This is a genomic window from Dickeya undicola (assembly GCF_000784735.1).
GTDB classification, from domain to species: domain Bacteria; phylum Pseudomonadota; class Gammaproteobacteria; order Enterobacterales; family Enterobacteriaceae; genus Dickeya; species Dickeya undicola.
Window position 1 is genome coordinate 143,132 of record NZ_JSYG01000037.1, and the last position, 16,738, is coordinate 159,869.

Annotated in this window: 12 protein-coding genes and 4 pseudogenes; 10 read left to right on the forward strand and 6 right to left on the reverse strand. The window is 42.8% G+C overall.

Annotated elements, in window-relative coordinates:
* Positions 1–203 precede the first annotated feature (203 nt).
* The 6 genes from OB87_RS17790 (at position 204) to OB87_RS17815 (ending at position 7,100) form a co-directional block, all read left to right on the forward strand.
* Entirely contained in the window at positions 204–1,220 is a 1,017-nt protein-coding gene (locus OB87_RS17790) for an FkbM family methyltransferase (RefSeq protein ID WP_050515748.1), read from the forward strand.
* 8 nt (positions 1,221–1,228) lie between these two features.
* Positions 1,229–3,397, forward strand: a complete 2,169-nt coding sequence (locus OB87_RS17795) for a glycosyltransferase (protein WP_200884319.1) — start codon at positions 1,229–1,231, stop codon at positions 3,395–3,397.
* Positions 3,398–3,401: 4 nt separating this feature from the next.
* On the forward strand, positions 3,402–4,154 hold the full coding sequence (locus OB87_RS17800; protein ID WP_152605907.1) for a sulfotransferase domain-containing protein: 753 nt from the start codon (positions 3,402–3,404) through the stop codon (positions 4,152–4,154).
* Between the two features lie 428 nt (positions 4,155–4,582).
* The gene (locus tag OB87_RS17805; RefSeq protein ID WP_033570733.1) at positions 4,583–5,383 is read left to right on the forward strand and encodes an ABC transporter permease; all 801 of its coding nucleotides are present in this window, start codon (positions 4,583–4,585) and stop codon (positions 5,381–5,383) included.
* A gap of 20 nt (positions 5,384–5,403) precedes the next feature.
* A complete protein-coding gene (locus OB87_RS17810; RefSeq protein ID WP_033570734.1) occupies positions 5,404–6,144 on the forward strand; it encodes an ABC transporter ATP-binding protein in 741 nt (246 codons plus the stop codon).
* A 26-nt stretch (positions 6,145–6,170) separates the two neighbouring features.
* The gene (locus OB87_RS17815; protein ID WP_033570735.1) at positions 6,171–7,100 is read left to right on the forward strand and encodes a GDP-L-fucose synthase family protein; all 930 of its coding nucleotides are present in this window, start codon (positions 6,171–6,173) and stop codon (positions 7,098–7,100) included.
* A 124-nt stretch (positions 7,101–7,224) separates the two neighbouring features.
* On the opposite strand, the pseudogene OB87_RS20420 reads toward OB87_RS17815, so the two are convergent.
* Positions 7,225–7,918 (reverse strand): annotated as a pseudogene (locus OB87_RS20420) (IS1 family transposase).
* Positions 7,919–8,052: 134 nt separating this feature from the next.
* Here OB87_RS20420 and OB87_RS20090 point away from each other — a divergent pair.
* Positions 8,053–8,352, forward strand: coding sequence for a GtrA family protein (locus tag OB87_RS20090; RefSeq protein WP_318026092.1), 300 nt, complete (start codon positions 8,053–8,055; stop codon positions 8,350–8,352).
* Positions 8,352–8,456: pseudogene (locus OB87_RS21200) on the forward strand (glycosyltransferase); the annotation flags it as partial. The gene OB87_RS20090 and the pseudogene OB87_RS21200, both read left to right, overlap by 1 nt.
* Before the next feature lie 30 nt (positions 8,457–8,486).
* On the opposite strand, the pseudogene OB87_RS20095 reads toward OB87_RS21200, so the two are convergent.
* The 3 genes and pseudogenes from OB87_RS20095 to OB87_RS17850 form a co-directional block, all read right to left on the reverse strand.
* Positions 8,487–9,636, reverse strand: a pseudogene (locus tag OB87_RS20095) (IS3 family transposase).
* A 196-nt stretch (positions 9,637–9,832) separates the two neighbouring features.
* Positions 9,833–10,773, reverse strand: a pseudogene (locus OB87_RS17845) (acyltransferase family protein).
* Positions 10,774–11,383: 610 nt separating this feature from the next.
* Positions 11,384–13,270: a polysaccharide biosynthesis protein gene (locus OB87_RS17850; RefSeq protein ID WP_033570752.1), complete on the reverse strand. Its 1,887-nt coding sequence runs from the start codon at positions 13,268–13,270 to the stop codon at positions 11,384–11,386.
* A gap of 151 nt (positions 13,271–13,421) precedes the next feature.
* Between OB87_RS17850 and OB87_RS17855 the strand changes: the two genes are divergently transcribed.
* On the forward strand, positions 13,422–14,399 hold the full coding sequence (locus tag OB87_RS17855) for a UDP-glucose 4-epimerase family protein (RefSeq protein WP_033570741.1): 978 nt from the start codon (positions 13,422–13,424) through the stop codon (positions 14,397–14,399).
* Between the two features lie 9 nt (positions 14,400–14,408).
* A complete protein-coding gene (locus OB87_RS17860; RefSeq protein ID WP_033570742.1) occupies positions 14,409–14,957 on the forward strand; it encodes a sugar transferase in 549 nt (182 codons plus the stop codon).
* 73 nt (positions 14,958–15,030) lie between these two features.
* On the opposite strand, the gene OB87_RS17865 is transcribed toward OB87_RS17860, so the two are convergent.
* Positions 15,031–16,353, reverse strand: coding sequence for an ABC transporter substrate-binding protein (locus OB87_RS17865; protein WP_033570743.1), 1,323 nt, complete (start codon positions 16,351–16,353; stop codon positions 15,031–15,033).
* On the reverse strand, positions 16,346–16,738 hold a 393-nt coding region (locus tag OB87_RS17870; protein WP_033570753.1), incomplete at its 5' end, for a TOBE domain-containing protein. The genes OB87_RS17865 and OB87_RS17870, both read right to left, overlap by 8 nt.

Consider the following 16,738-nt stretch of genomic DNA (forward strand, 5'->3'; position numbering starts at 1 on the left):
CTTGTTATTTTTATTGCTAATAAGTTATTGTTTAGGAGTCTATATTACTCACCAGAAAATGGTTTAGTCGTTGATCTCTAAGTATAGGATACGCTGTCATCTTGATAGTATTGTTTGTTAGATAGCGCTTTCAGTCCTTAGGGTATGGATTATTTTCTAAATACTAACTTGTAGTAGAGCCTAACCTTATGATGGAGAGTACGATGAAATTTGTCTCGTATGCTCAGAACTTTGAAGATGTAATCCTATGGCGAGCGCTGAATGCATTTGGGCCTGGTTTTTATATTGATGTAGGTGCTTGTGATCCACTTTATGATTCAGTGACAAAGTCATTTTATGATCGTGGATGGTATGGCATTAATATTGAGCCAATAAAGAGTGCTTATGAATTAGTAAAATCGCAACGAAGCCGTGATATCAATCTAAATATAGCCATTGATAGCTATAATGGAAATGCTAGTTTATATTCTGTAGATGGTGGGAATGGCTTGTCTACTACTATCGATGAAATAGCTGAAAAATATCGTAGAGAAGGTAAAGACGTATTATCTGTTCAGATAAATGTCAGGACATTAGCTGATATATGCGAAGAGTTTGTTTCACACGATATTCATTTTCTGAAGATTGATGTTGAGGGGAATGAGCGAAATGTTTTACTTGGGGCTGATTTTAAAAAATATCGCCCCTGGATCCTTGTTATTGAATCTACCTTACCGAACACTAATATTCCTAATCACTCTAGTTGGGAAAGTATTGTTATTGACTCTGGTTATAAGTTTGTTTATTTTGATGGGCTTAACCGATATTATGTTTCTAATGAGAAGTTGCCTCTGTTAGAGTCATATTTTTCTGTACCGCCTAATTGGTTTGATAATTTTGAGAAATGGGATAAGATGAAGCTGGATGAAGAAAATAAAAAATTAAATTCAGTTCTTTATAAAAAAGATCAAGAAATTGATAGTTGTTATCAAGAGCTTTTCGAAAGCTCTCGTTGTATAGGCTCGCTTCAAAAAGAGAGAAATAACGCATATATTCGAATTCATCAGTTGGATCGTGAAATTGAACGGCTTAACGAAATTATAAAAAATAATAATAATGAGATTACACGATTAAATGAAAGCAATGCCATGTTGAATGGAAATGTTGCTGCTTTTATCAATAGCAGCTCATGGAAAGTTACTTGGTTTTTTCGTATAATTAAAAAGTGGATTTATAAATGATTCATTTTATGCAAGGAACACCGGAAATATGTATTATCGGCCGTACTAATTTCTCTACAGGAATTGGTGCTGTGTGCTATTCAGCTTGTGAACTTCTTTCCAGATATTTCCCTGTTTGTCTGTATCCTACAGATTTACCTCCACATGCACAAGAGTATATATCTCTACCTAATAATAGATTGATTCCTATATGTAAGGATTTTTCTAATATAAAGGTTTATTTTTATACTGATGTTTTATGGAATGGTGAGTATGATTTAAATTATACACTAATTCCTCTTTCTTCTAATGTATTACGTATCGCTCATATTGCTTACGATTCAGATTTATTTCCTAATAAATGGGTGAGTATACTTAACGAACGATTCGATGTGGCCTATTTTACTAGCCATCATCTTGAAGAGATTGCTATTAATAGTGGTATTAAAATTGCAGTTGGCACATTACCTGTTGGTTTAGATTTTGATGAACTTCTTTGTCGGGATTTCAGAAAGAATGATCAGGTTGTCAGATTCGGATCTATTGCAGCTTTTCATAAAAGAAAAGGTAGCAACATATTAATTGATGCATTTATAGAGGAATTCAAAGGGCAAGATGATGTTGAGCTTGTCATGCATTCTAATCTTGCGATTGGTTCCGTTTTAAATGATATACAAAAGAAAACGAATGAATTAAATGTAAAGAATATTGTTCTAAGTCATTCGAATCTGAACAATGCTGAGAAGTTAAACTTATTAGAGTCATTTGATATTTTTGTCAATTTCTCTCGAGGTGAGGGATATTCAATAGGTCCGAGAGAAGCGCTGGCTCTTGGCAAGCAATTGGTTTTATCTGAAATTGGTCCCCACTATGATTTACTCGGTATTCCAGGTACTTATGGTGCTACGGCTTCGATTAGAACGCCTGCGCGTTATCCTGAGATCGATAATCTTATTATTGGTCACCAGTTTAGTGTATCAGTCGAAGATGCTCGTTTTTGGTTAAGAAAATCTTATGAATCATTTCTTCAGCATTCATCTTGTGAGGAAATAAGATTACGTCGCCAACGCGCTGCTGAATTTTCATTTTCTGCGTTGGCTGTACGTTTTGCTGAAACTATTGTTCCTGAGATAATTAAATTCAAAGATACAAAAAAAAGCTCTACATTCTCTCATATCCCAGTGTCGTGTAGGAATATAGCAAAGAAAATATTAGGAGAGCATGGCGAATCACTATCAGTCAGAAATAGATATGTCTTACCTGCACATGATGGTGGTTTTTTCTCTGTATTTAATGCTTTTATGAGCCATCTGTGTTGGGATGTTAATGAAGATAAATGTCATATGGTTTTACCTGATTGGGATGTATCAAGATTACTTAAGCGCCAGGGAGATAAAAAACTAATCAGTTTCTGTTATGGGAAACCTGATGATGGCAATATATGGTTAAAAATATTTAAACCATTATATGATCTAAGTGATGAACAGATGAATGATGAGCATTTCTTATACTCTAAATCTGTTCTGCCAGAAACAACCTGGAACCAGCACCGTGAACCATTATTAACTTATGTCTATGCATATGACTTATATATTAGTGGAGAATTCCAACGATTCCGGAAACAATATCATGAAGTATATAAGAGGCATATTCATCTTAGAGATGAATATCAGCGTGAAATAGAAGATTTTTGTCACCAGAAATTTAATGAAAAATTTATGATAGCCGCTCATGTGAAACATCCGAGTCATATGATCGAGCAACCTGGGATGTGCATAGCACATGCTGAACTATTCATCAATGCTATTTTTGAAAAAGTGGAGCAATTAGGTTTTAGTATTCATGATGACAATTGGGGAGTCTTTTTAGCGACAGATCAAGATCGAGTTGTGGCTCAATTTAAAGATGTCTTTAAAGACAAAGTCTGTTTTTATGACGATGTTCGCAGGACGAAGATCTCTGAAGATGAACTTTATGACGCCTTATCTGATGAAGATAAAGCGGCTGAAGGATTCCAGGTTCAGCATCTCGTCGCTGCGGATCCTGACAGTTGGTCGTTTCGAATGGCTTGGGAAGTCATCCGGGATGCGATCACCATGTCCCATTGTCGGACTCTTTATCATGTCGTAAGTAATGTATCTACCGCTGTTTCTTATATAAATCCAGCAATAGAGCTTCATTTTATTAAGAGTGAGTAATTTTGTGATAGCTGAGAAAGTTAATAGAATTGCTATTGTCAGTTCGCCTAGAAGTGGTAATTCATGGATCCGCAGTGTGATTGCTGGCTCTTTGAATATGCCTGAAATGGCTGTGCACAATATTGCAGATATTCGTGATGAGTTGCCTGAAAGAGTTTTTTTACAAATACACTGGTATAGGGAGCCAGGCTTTCAGAAGTGGTTAGACGATAACCATTTCAAAGTAATTTGTGTAGCTCGGCATCCATTAGATGTTCTACTATCTATTTTGCATTACATTCGATATGAAAAAGCCACATCAAGGTGGCTGGATGGTAATGGGAGCATACCGGATAGTTTAAAGCTAGCATCATCTGCCTCAACTGATTTCTTAGATTATGCATTGAGTTTTGGTGCATATAATTTATTATCGGTATCTGAATTTTGGTGGCAAGATCCGAATGTTATCAAAATTCGATATGAGGATTGTGTTGCGGATCCTGTTGGAGAGTTGGGCACTTTAGTTGAAAGATTCGGTGGTTCTCAAAAAGCTATTTATGACATGCTAGAAAAAAATAGTATCGAAAATATGCAAAGAACTCCTAACCGGCATGGATGGAAAGGGATGCCTGGATTATATAAAAAGCTTATTCCAACAAGCTATATGTTTAAGATATATAAAAAACATAAACAGCTGTTTGATGTTCTAGGTTATGATTTTTCTCTTTACTTTCTTACGAAAACGCAAGCTGAAAGAAATTGGATATCATATTTGTAATGTTTTATGAATCTGATTATATTCGCTGAGTGTTTTAAATGGTACTAAGCTGATTTTGTTTATCAATTTTAGCTTGCCGATAATATCGGTGCTGTCTCGACGTATAGTGCTGTGCTACTGATGTCGTTAGGTTACTTTATTTTGAATCAGGATTGCTTAATTTATCTTTCTTAGTAAAGATAAGCGAGTTTTCATTATGTTCCATATGGAGAATATTGCGTAAATCGTATATATACCAGGTGCCTGTTGCTTGAGCTAAATATGATTGAATAAACTTCGTGATAATCAATTTATAACTGTCAGTCAAATGTAGGCTATTAATATCTTAATTGGTAAATTTGTCTTTGTTTTAGGTTCATATTAATTTGAAGACTTTATTTATACAATAGGGGTATACTAAGTCCTTTTTAAGGAGAGGTTCTAGAACGATGCAAGGCTGTACTAGCAGAATCGCTATCAAAGATATAACCCAATCTTTCAAGAGATATTCTCTTTTTAGTATGTTAGGGTGGCAAGATATAAAACAACGATATCGGCGTTCTGCTCTTGGGCCATTCTGGCTTACTATGAGCATGGGCGTTATGATCGGTACTATTGGTATAGTTTTTGGTCAGATATTTAATTCTCCTATGATAGATTTTTTCCCTTTTCTTTCTATTGGGATGATTATATGGGCTTTCATGTCTGCCACTGTATCTGAAGGATGTACAGCTTTTATTAGCTCTGAAGGAATTATTAAACAACTGTCTATCCCTTTGTTTGTTCATATTCTTAGGATGATGTGGCGGAATGTTTTGATTTTATTGCACAATATAATTATATTGCCATTGGTTTTTTTATCAGTCGGGAAATTACCTGGCTTCATAATGTTACTGTCAATCCCTGGCTTTTTTTTTGTAATACTTAATTTAATGTGGATTTCACTAATTTTAGGTATAATGTGTACGCGCTACAGAGATTTATCCCAGATTATTAATAGCATATTACAGGTGGTTTTTTATCTTACACCGATTATGTGGATGCCGAATTTATTGCCTAAACGTTCAAGTTTATATTTGCTTGATATTAATCCAATATATCATTTGATTGAAGTGATAAGAGCTCCTCTCCTTGGCAATTATCCCTCTTTGATTAGTTGGGGGGTTTCCGCTAGTTTAGCTATTTTAGGGTGGAGTATAACTATTTTAGTATATGGCCGGTATAGAAATAGAATTGCATATTGGCTGTAACATTGAGAAGCGAAGATATAATGGCCTCGATTGTATTTAATAATGTATGTGTTGATTTTCCTATATATAATGCTAGTCAGCGCTCTCTGAAAAATAGTCTTTTACGAGCAACAACAGGTGGTCAGTTGGGGGCTGATGGACAAGGGAAAGTAGTTGTCCGTGCTTTAGAGGATTTGACTTTTACTCTCAATGATGGTGATAGAGTTGGACTGTTAGGACATAATGGTGCTGGTAAGAGTACATTACTGCGGGTGTTGAGTGGTGTCTATCAGCCCACATCAGGTCGTGTTGATATTCAAGGTGAAATTGGTTCTCTTATCGATATATCTTTGGGCATCGACCCCGAGGCTACAGGAAGAGAGAATATATATATAAGAGGTGCGTTGCTTGGGATGAGCAAAGCGAGAATTACCAGGGAGCTTGATGAGATCATAGAGTTTTCTGAGTTGGGTAATTTTATTGATATGCCTCTTAGGACTTATTCTAGTGGCATGCATCTTCGGCTTGCTTTTTCAATTTCTACTATACTACGTCCTGAGATCCTGATAATGGATGAGTGGCTCTCTGTCGGAGACGAAAATTTTAAGCATAAGGCCGAAGTGAGAATGGTAGAAATGGTGAAATCGTCTAATATATTGATTATTGCCAGCCATTCAAAAGAACTGATATACAAAATTTGCAATAAAGTATTGTGGCTTGAACACGGAAAACTTAAATTGGATGGTGATGCGATTGCTGTCGCTAATCAATATTTTTCATAGAAAAAAATTATTTTGCGGGGTGTGGAATGTATTCTGATAAAGTGCTAATTACTGGTGCGTCAGGTGTTATCGGCAGAGCATTGGAACAAGAATTAGAAAAGGCTGGATATATGAATGTCGTTTCTATTTCCAGCGCTCAGGTTGATTTGAGAAATCAATCTCTTACAGAAGCGTTTTTTGAAGAAGTAAAACCTAAAATAGTGTACCATTTGGCTGCTCGCGTTTATGGAATCATGGGCAACCTGCAGAACAAAGGTCGTGCCTATCTAGATAACGTAAGAATTAACACTAACGTTGTTGATGCTAGCCAAAAATGTGGAGTAAAGAAGATTATAGCCATGGGATCTTCAGCAATCTACTCAGATAATGTGATTTTACCTATGAGTGAAGATCAGGTTTGGAATGGCGCTCCTCACTATTCTGAAGCCCCGTATGCTCATAGTAAACGGTCTATGCTAGCTCATCTTGAGGCCTACAAGGATCAATATGATCTGGATTATGCATTTTGTATTTCAACGAACTTATATGGACCATATGATAAGTTTGATGAGAAATGGGGGCATGTTATCCCTTCTCTTATCTCTAAGTTTTATAACGCAGAGAGAAATGATGGTGAAGTAAGCGTATGGGGAACGGGAAAAGCAAAACGTGATTTTTTGTTCAGTGATGATGCTGCATATGCAATGCGTATGATAGCAGAAAGCTTTACTGGGCCTATTAACCTAGCGACTGGTATGACTCACACTATCTATGAAGTAGTGGAAATGCTTTCTAAGATCTCTAATTTAAAGAGATCAGTAAATTGGGATAGTAGCAAGCCTGATGGACAGTACTTGCGTGATTATGATGTAAGTAATTTAAGAACTATAGGTTTTTCTCCTCGTTATAATTTATTCGAAGGACTGGAGAAAACATATACTTGGTATAAAGAAAACAATAAGATAGCTAGATGCTAGTAATTTTCGACTTTATACTATTGGATAGTATATTGCTACGTTGACTGTGGCTGTATTATCTCAAACCTGATCTGACAGTTACCGGTTATTTATACAGGTATCTGTCGGATGGTAATGCATCCAATTAGTAGGACATGTATTTTTCAATAAACGCTCCGATGACTTTTTCGTGGATCTCAACTGAACGCGAGAAGCAGATTGTTTTACGATCCAATCGCTTAATGCGGGTGCGAAGTGTCAGGTTATTACGCTCAATACGTTGGGTGAATATTTTTCCGGTCAGATGCTTATCTTTCGGTACCTCCCGGTCATAGCTGCCCCAGTCGTCGCTGGTGATCATGCCGATGTTGAATGGCGTAAGCAGTGCCAATAGCTCCCGGCAGATTTCATCGGTTCGGGGACCAAACGTGTAGGCCAGTACACCGCCTGTTTTGGTGTTGTACGCGACCAGAGCCAGTGCTGCCGTGCTTTACTGCCAACGAAACTCCATTGCTCATCAAGTTCGCAGATAAGCGCCACATCAGCATGGGTAACGGGCGAGGACGTTATGCGCTTTGGCGCGAGTTTTTTAAAGTCAGGATGACGGTGTTAATGCCAATTTTCAGTGTCCTGGCGGTATCGCGAACCCCAGCACCATTGAAGGCCATGTCAGTGATCTGCGCTTTAATACCAGGCTTACGGGCTTCATAAGCGTAAATGAGCTGAAACACTCGGTGGCAGTCACGGCAGCGAAATCTGTCGTGGCCTTTAGGGTTCTGACCATGGCGGTAAACCTGAGCAGACTGACAACGGGGGCAATGAACGTTAACGCTGGCCATAATAGAACCTCAAAATCCCGTATTATATACCAGATTCAACTAATTAGAGGCATCACCCTTAATCTGTATAAAACCATGTTGAAAATTTTTCTTAGATATGCCTGATTGGCGGGATCAACACCGCCATCCATTGGTTGACCTTTGCAGTTGTTTATTCATCATTTGGTCAACAGCAAATGATTAGTAACTTTGCTGCTTTCTGTATGGCTGTTACTTTTAGTTTTTTTGCTAATGCAAAATGGACTTATCAAGTAGAGCACACTACTGCAAAGTATTTTTTATATGTGGGGTTCATGGGCTTGCTCGCTCTAGGTTGTGGCTATCTGGCGGATAGAGTGGAGCTAAGTCCAATTTTAACCCTGTTATGCTTCTCTTTGATAAGTTTATTCGTCGGATTTATATACTCGACTTACATCGTATTTAGGGCAGAGTAATGAAAATATCTCTTGTTGTACCTGTTTTTAATGAAGAAGAAACAATTCCATTATTTTACCGTGCTGTCCGTGATTTTCATGGTTTTTCTGGGCATTCAGTAGAGTGATCCTACCCACGTAATGTGGACACAGCCCTAAGCGAGGTTCTGGTTTTCAAATTGTTCCGGACTGATACCGCCACAGGCACTGTGACGGCGCCACCGATTGTAATCACACTCGATATAATTAAATACCGTCGTCCGCATTATTTCCCGACTGACAAAGCGTTCACCATGGATGCATTCGACTTTCAGTGAGTGGAAGAAGCTTTCCGCACAGGCATTATCGTAGCAGCAACCTTTTGCACTCATGCTCCCATGCAGATTATGCCGTTTCAGCAGGCTCTGGTAATCCGCTGAGCAGTACTGCCCGCCACGGTCAGTGTGAACAATAACGTTTTTCGGTCGTTTACGCCGCCACAGTGCCATCTGTAGCGCATCACAGGCCAGCTGTGCCGTCATCCTCGATGACATCGACCAGCCAATAACAGCACGCGACATAGGTCAATGACGACGGCCAGATACAGCCAGCCTTCATCTGTACGTAAATACGTGATATCTCCCACCCATTTTTGATTTGGACCGCTGGCGATGAAATCTTGCTTCAGCAGATTTTCAGACACAGGCAGCCCGTGCTCCCGGTAACTGACAGGACTGAACTTCCGGGCCGCTTTTGCCCGCAGCCCCTGACGGCGCAGGCTGGCAGCAATGGTTTTCACATTATATTCCGGTAGCTCATCAGCCAGTCGCGGGGCACCGTACCGCTGTTTGGCGTTATTGAATGCCTTACTGACGGCATCATCACAGACACGTCGGAACCGCTGACGCGAGCTGACCTGATGGCGGCGACAACGCCAGGCATACCAACCGCTGCGGGCGACCCGAAGCACCCGGCACATGGCTTTGATGCTGAACTCTGCCTGATGTTTTTCGATAAAGACAACCTTCATTTCAGGCGCTTCGCAAAGTATGTCGCGGCCTTTTGGAGAATGGCCAGCTCTTCGGCCTGTTCAGCCAGCTGGCGTTTGAGGCGGGCATTTTCGGCCGCCAGTTCATTCTCGCGCTCTGAGGTGGTCATCTGTTGCTGTTGTTTACTGCGCCAGTTGTAGAGCTGGGATTCATAAAGGCTGAGCTCGCGGGCAGCGGCAGCGACACCGATGTGTTCAGCGAGTTTCAGAGCTTCATCGCGGAATTCGGGTGTATACTGTTTACGGGCCGTTTTGCTGGTTGATGCTGGTTTTGTCATGAGTAATCACCTCTGGTTGAGAGTTTACTCACTTAGTCGCGTGTCCACTGATGGTGGGGAGGATCATAAATTCTGGGGGAATGACAAATTTACACATAAAAAGGCATAGAGATGATTTCACTGAATTTGTTAGTAAATCAGTAGACCACAAAACTCTATACCTGTCTCGTTTATACCTTAGTGAATTACCAAACAATCAAAATGTTAGTTTTTTTCTAATTTTTCTTCTATATTTTTGCGATATTGATTCTATCAATATATTACTGATGATGGACATGAGAAAAGAAATGGAGAAAACATAAAAGACATATTCTGATAAATTCACATCATTCCCTTTGTATTTATGGATAATAGATATTGGAATTGAATGATTTAGATATATAGCATAGCTTAGGTCGCCAAGAAATGTATCCAAAGCACCTTTGGAATTTATTTTATTTAGTAAGAAAACAATAGGGACTCCTATTAATAGGCCTGCTATTATTTCAATGTTGAATCCATTTCCCAAATAACTTCTTGTTGTGGGATATATTAGAATTACTATAAGTAAAATGTAGAAAATAAAAATCTCCTTTATTTTGTCCTGAGCTATAAATGAACCAATTATGAATACAAATAGCATGCCGGATAGCATTCTATACCCAAAGTAATCCGAATTAACAATGCCGAAGAAGGCCACTAAAAATGAGAGAACGGAGAAAGCTAATGCTGGTAGTTCTTTTTTATATAAAATAATTATAGGGAATAGTAAATAAAACTGCATTTCAATCCCCAGGGACCAAGATTGCGGGATGATTATGTATTCATAATTATATACTGTAAAAAATTCAACGGCAGCATCATTAAATTTATTATCAACTTGCCAATTGAGAGGCCTTGGCCCATTAAAGAATATAACAAATAAGTTATAGCCAAATAAAAAACAAATTGTGGAAATAACCTTAAGCATCTATCAATATAAAATTGGAGTAGTTGGTTTTTCTTTGCATACGTCTTATTTAACAGATGTGTCATGGCACACCCACTAATCAAGAAAAAGGAAACAACAGCAGATACACCTTCATTTTTCCCCAAAAATGTTATTTGACAATGCGAAAACATCACCAATGTAGCAAGTATAAATCTATAAATACCCATAATTTATTCCAAATGGTTATATGAATTCTATGCCGTTGATGTATTATATGTTTCTATTTTATGAATAAGCGATACATTTTTTATTTCTTGTGCAAAAATATGCACTTTATACTTACAGTTGCAAGTGTGTTAGCTTTTCTCACCCGAATTACTGACTTGAAGTAAGTTTATCGGGATTCATTTTATTGTAGGTTTCCTGTAATTCTAATTTTTTTTCGCATATATGAGAGGAAAGTAATAGATATAATCTTGTGAATATCTTTAATGTATCATAGCCTTAATCTATCAACTTACATTTTCCCAGATTAATCTCATTCAAGATCATCTGTTGATTATATCCACTGCAAATGTTATGTGACTTTACCTGTGCTTTGAATAGATGTAAAAGTTCCAGTGTTTTTGCTCAATATACATTGGTTAATGTGAGCAGAAAACACATGGTATGTCGATTTTATTTGTTCTATATAAATCAGTTTTGACTTATCAGCTTGCTATGAAATAGATTGCTAAAGTATATCCCTGCGTTGACATGTTCTATCTAACACCCTAACTGTACGCACTACTGATGCAGTCGGTGCCGGCAGTAGTCTGTGGATATTCCTCCCCATCTTTACTTTTGGCATTCTCTCAAGCCAAGGGAGTAGCCAGTCGGCGCATTTAATAAGAGCTCTTTAATTGTCTCGACATCAAACTCATGGCAATTCTTATCCAGTTTATCTAGTAACTGTTCCATCTCTTGCCAGCTCAGCTTCTCTTCCTGCGCCGTCATGATCTTCGGATGGCTAGTTCCCGCCACATTCTCACCGATCAATAACTCTTCGTAGAGTTTTTCCCCTGGGCGCAATCCTGTGAATTTAATTGCGATATCGCCTTCCTCTGAAGGGCCATGACCCTCTATATAGCTTTTCATCCCCATCAGGTTAATCATCCTGCGGGCTAAATCGAGTATTTTGACCGGTTCGCCCATATCCAGCACAAACACCTGTCCGTTAATCCCCATTGCACCTGCTTGTATGACTAGCTGTGCCGCCTCGGGTATAAGCATGAAATAACGGATAATATCCGGGTGTGTCACTGTGACCGGACCACCTTGTCGAATCTGCCTTTTAAACAACGGGACGACTGAACCGGATGAACCCAGTACATTCCCAAAGCGTACCATGGTGAATGTTGTTTGGTTTTGGCGTTCCGCCAGCGCCTGCAAAATTAATTCAGCCATCCGTTTGCTGGTGCCCATAATATTGGTAGGGCGTACCGCTTTGTCTGTGGAGATCAGTGTGAAATTCTGTACCCCTTCGGCGATCGCCGCTTCAGCACAGGCTAATGTGCCAAAAACGTTATTGCGAATCCCTTCAATTACATTGTCCTCAACCAACGGCACATGCTTGTAGGCGGCGGCATGGTAAATGGTTTCGACCTGATGAGCATGTATCAGCTTTTGTACGCGGTTCTGCTTTTGCACCGAACCTAATGCCGCGACGATTTTTGTCTCAAGCATCAGGCGCTTTTTAATACCCTGTAATTCCTGATCGATGGTATAGAGGTTGTATTCGTTCAGTTCGAATAGCACCAGCGTCTTTGGGCGTTGGGCTAGAATCTGACGGCAAAGTTCGGCACCAATTGACCCACCTGCCCCTGTGACCATCACGGATTTACCCGTAATATTTTTCGCCACCAGTTGCTTATCCGGAGCAACCGCTTCACGCCCCAGCAGGTCCGCAACATCCAGGTCACGTATCTCTGTCGCTGTTGCTTTGCCTGCGGCAATGTCTTCAACTGAGGGCACGGATTGCACTTCGATTGGCCAGTAAGAGAGCTTTTCCAGTAATCTCAGCCGTTGCCCTTTTTGTATATTATTGATGGCTAATAATAATTTTACCGGCTGATACAATGGTTTCAGTCTCTCAAATTCACTACTGTGATGTACTTTGATGCCGCAAATGATCTGACCAATTTTTTTCTCGTCATCATCAAGGATGATAACGGGGTGATACTCGTCCCCCTGTATTAACGCGTACAGCAAGTCTCGCCCGGTAGCCCCTGCGCCATAGATAAAAACGTTCGGTTTCTGTCGTTTATAGTAGTGGTAATAGAATGTTCGAATGAGTACTCGAGGGCTACCCAGTGCGAGCGTTGCCAGACCAGCATAGATAAACGGCACGCTTCGAGGGACAAATGACTGAAAAAAGAAACTACTGAGTGCCAGGCTGATAGCGGATAAAAAGACGGACAAAAATACATACCCGATTGCGGGTAGCATCATGTAACGCAATACGGCACGGTACATGCCACAGCGTATGAACACTAAGATGGTGATGGATAATGTTACGGCAACACTGGCTATTTCAGCATAACCAACAGAAAAATCCGTGGTGCCTAAACGGACGGCAACAGCCAGATACAGTGAAACAACGATGGCGATAACGTCATAGAGTACCGTCACTATGCGTTTAGTGGCGCGCTCTGCATTAAGCAAAAGCGGAATAAGTTTAAACATCAGAGCCTGAATGTCCGTGTGCGACAATAGAATGGTATTAGCGGGGTATTTTAGTGGTCTAACAATGTCTTGACCAGATGTGCTCATCTTAATTTTAGTTATGCCGCTATGCCGGGTATCATGAGCCGAGCCATTCAGGAAGGTAATTACATTGAAAATTTTAGTAACGGGAAGCCGCGGGTTTGTCGGAAGCCGGGTCGTCGCGTTGGCGGGTGAGCAAGGCATAACCTGTGTTTTGCACGGCAGTGAACATAGCGACGCAGGCGATGATTCGATAATTCGTGCCAATTTGACCGCCACGACAGACTGGATGTCAGCGCTACAGGGAGTCGATGCCGTGGTGCATTGTGCTGCCAGAGTGCACCAGATGCAGGACGGCGGTGATGCCTTAGCGCTTTACCGGGAAACCAATGTCGCGGGGACGTTACGATTGGCGCGACAGGCCGCAGAAGCTGGTGTTAAGCGCTTTGTTTTTGTGAGTTCCATCAAGGTGAATGGCGAGGTCACCCCGCCAGGTCAGCCTTTCCAACCGGACGTAGCCGTAGCGCCGACCGACCCTTATGGTCTGAGCAAATATGAAGCGGAACAAGGGCTGATGCGTCTGGCGCAGGAAACCGGCATTGAGGTGGTAATTATTCGTCCACCGCTGGTGTACGGGCCGGGTGTCAAAGCCAATTTCCGGGCGATGATGAACTGGGTCAACAAAGGTGTGCCGCTACCACTGGCAGCGGTTCATAATCAGCGCAGTCTGGTATTTGTGGACAATCTGGCTGACTTGATTCTGCTGAGTTTGCGCCATCCACAGGCTCCGGGACGGGTGTGGCTGGCGTCGGACGACCACGATGTTTCCACCGCTGAGCTGCTGGCGGATATCGCCGCGGCGCTGGGCGTGAAAAGCCGCTGTTGGCCGCTGTCACCGTGGGTATTGAAAAGCGCCGCGGCTCTGCTGGGAAAATCTGCGGTGGCGGAGCGCCTGCTGGGTTCACTACAGGTGGATATCCGAGAAACCCGGCAACAACTTGGCTGGCAGCCCGCCGTCCCTTATCATCAGGCGATTGCCATCACGGCGCGGGCGTTTCTGGCGAAAATGTCCGGCGTTCCCGAGTCCAAATCCAAAAAAGAAGGTTGACCGATTATCATGCTGCGTGTTCTGGATGTGTTACTGGCGCTGATTGGCTTGCTGTGCCTGTGGCCGGTGATGCTGATTGTTTATGTCTTGGGATTATTTGATACCGGCTCGCCGGTGTTTATTCAGCAGCGGGTTGGCCGACATCAACGCCCGTTTAATCTGATCAAGTTCCGCACGATGGCGGTGGCGACTGAGTCGGTGGCGACACATCTTGCCAGCCGTAGTTCGGTGACACGGTTAGGCGCATTTTTGCGTAAAACCAAGCTGGATGAGCTGCCTCAGTTGATTAATGTGCTGAAAGGCGAGATGAGCCTGGTGGGGCCGCGTCCTTGTCTGTTTAATCAACAGGAACTGATTACCGAGCGTCAGGCGCGGGGTGTCTTTGATGTATTGCCGGGGATTACCGGGCTGGCGCAGGTTAACGCTATCGATATGTCCACGCCGCAGAAACTGGCAGAGTGGGATCAGCGCATGATCCAGACCCTGTCGGTAAAACATTACTTCACTTATCTGGTACAAACCGTCGTCGGCCAGGGCTCTGGCGATCGGGTTCGTTGAGAAAAAACGATGCCGGTCAAGCCGGCATCGTAACTAATATCTCGTCAATCTCGTCCGCTATAGTGCAGAAAGATTATTTCACTGGAGCCAACGCTGTCTGGTCCACGTAGGGCTTCATGATGGTGTCCGCTTCCTGCTGGGCGGCTTTGGCCGCCGCTTCCGGCGTGACTTTCTCGTCATTCACCACCGCCGCCAGCTGGTTTTCCATCGCTTTTCGCACCGCGACGGTTTCATAGGTGGAGTACCACGGATGGGCGTACTTCAACTGTTCCAGCGCGGTGGCAGCACGCGGGTCTTTTTCCAGATAGGTTTTCATTTCTGGCGTATCGTATGAGGCTTTCCGCGGTGAGAAATAGCCGGTGAATCGGCTCCAGGCACCGTTGACCTGCGGGCTGACCAGATAGCTCAGGAACTGGTAGGCGGCCTTTTTCTGTTCGTCGGAAATGCCTTTGAAGCTGACCAGGCTGGCACCGCCGATCGGCACCGCACGCTGCTCTTTGGCGGGCAGCATCGCCACACCCAGTTCAAAGTCTTTGGTATTCTCGCGCATAAAACCCAGTGCGCCGGTGCTCAGCATCGCCATGCCGAGTTTGCCGGAGAAGAACGCTGCGCTGATCTGTTTGGAGTCCAGAACGCCGGACGGCATCACTTTGTCTTTGTAGATCAGGTTTTGCCAGAAGCGTAGCGCGCCGATGGTGGTCGGGGTGTTGTAGTAGACCTCGCCCGGATAGTCCTCGTTGAAGTAATTGCCGCCGTTGGCGCGTACCAGCGAGGAGAAAATCCAGCCGCCGTAGTCGTCGTTGGTGGACGGCAGCATGATACCCCACTGGCCTTTGCTTTGGTCGGTCAGCTTTTTGGCATCTTCCAGTAGCGCCTGCCAGTTTTGCGGTGCCTGGGTGATACCGGCTTTTTCGAACATCGTTTTGTTGTAATAGAGGATTGGCGTCGAGTTGTGGAACGGAATGGCGTAGGTCACACCCATGACCTGTGCGTTCTTGCGCATGGCTGGCCAGAATTCGTTGGTCAAAAACGTACCGGCTTTTTCGTTGCCGAATTTGAACAGCTCGTCCATCGGCAGGATTTCGTTTTTCAGTGCCAGGTCGGTGGTGAAGTTGGCGGACATGATCACCAGTGCGGGCGGCTGACCGGCTTTCTGTGCCGCTTCCGCTTTCATTTTGGTGGTGTCGTAGTTACCGGTGAAAATCCCGCGTACTTCCACATCCTGCTGGGCGCTGTTGAACTCCTTGATGATGCGGGTCATTTCCATCGTCAGTTTGCCGTCCACGGGGGCTGGGAACATGAAATCGATGTTTTGTTTAGCCAGTGCCGAACCGGCGAAGGCCAGCGTAATGCCGAGGGTGAGCGCCTGTAATCGCTGTTTCAGGGGCTTATGCATGAGACGTCTCCTGGTATAAATTCTGCTGTGTATCAGCATGGAAAAGATGAACATCAAAAGGTGAAAAACCGAGGTTGACGGTATCGCCGACCATCGGGGCGTCGCCGCGGTTTTTGCGGCTGTAGCGTAGTTCGCCAATCGGCGTGCTGATGTGCAGCAGATAGTCCGCGCCCATCAATTCTCGTTGCGTCACGATGCCAGACAGACGCAACGTATGCTGTTCGGCTTCAGGGGCATCGGAAAGGTGTTCCGGGCGGATGCCGAAAATCACCTGCTGATGCTGGTTAGTGTGCGGTGGCAGAGGGAGCATTTGCTCACCTAGCCGCATTGCACCGTCTTCGCAAGGCAGCGTGATGAGGTTCATGGCGGGCGAACCGATGAAACC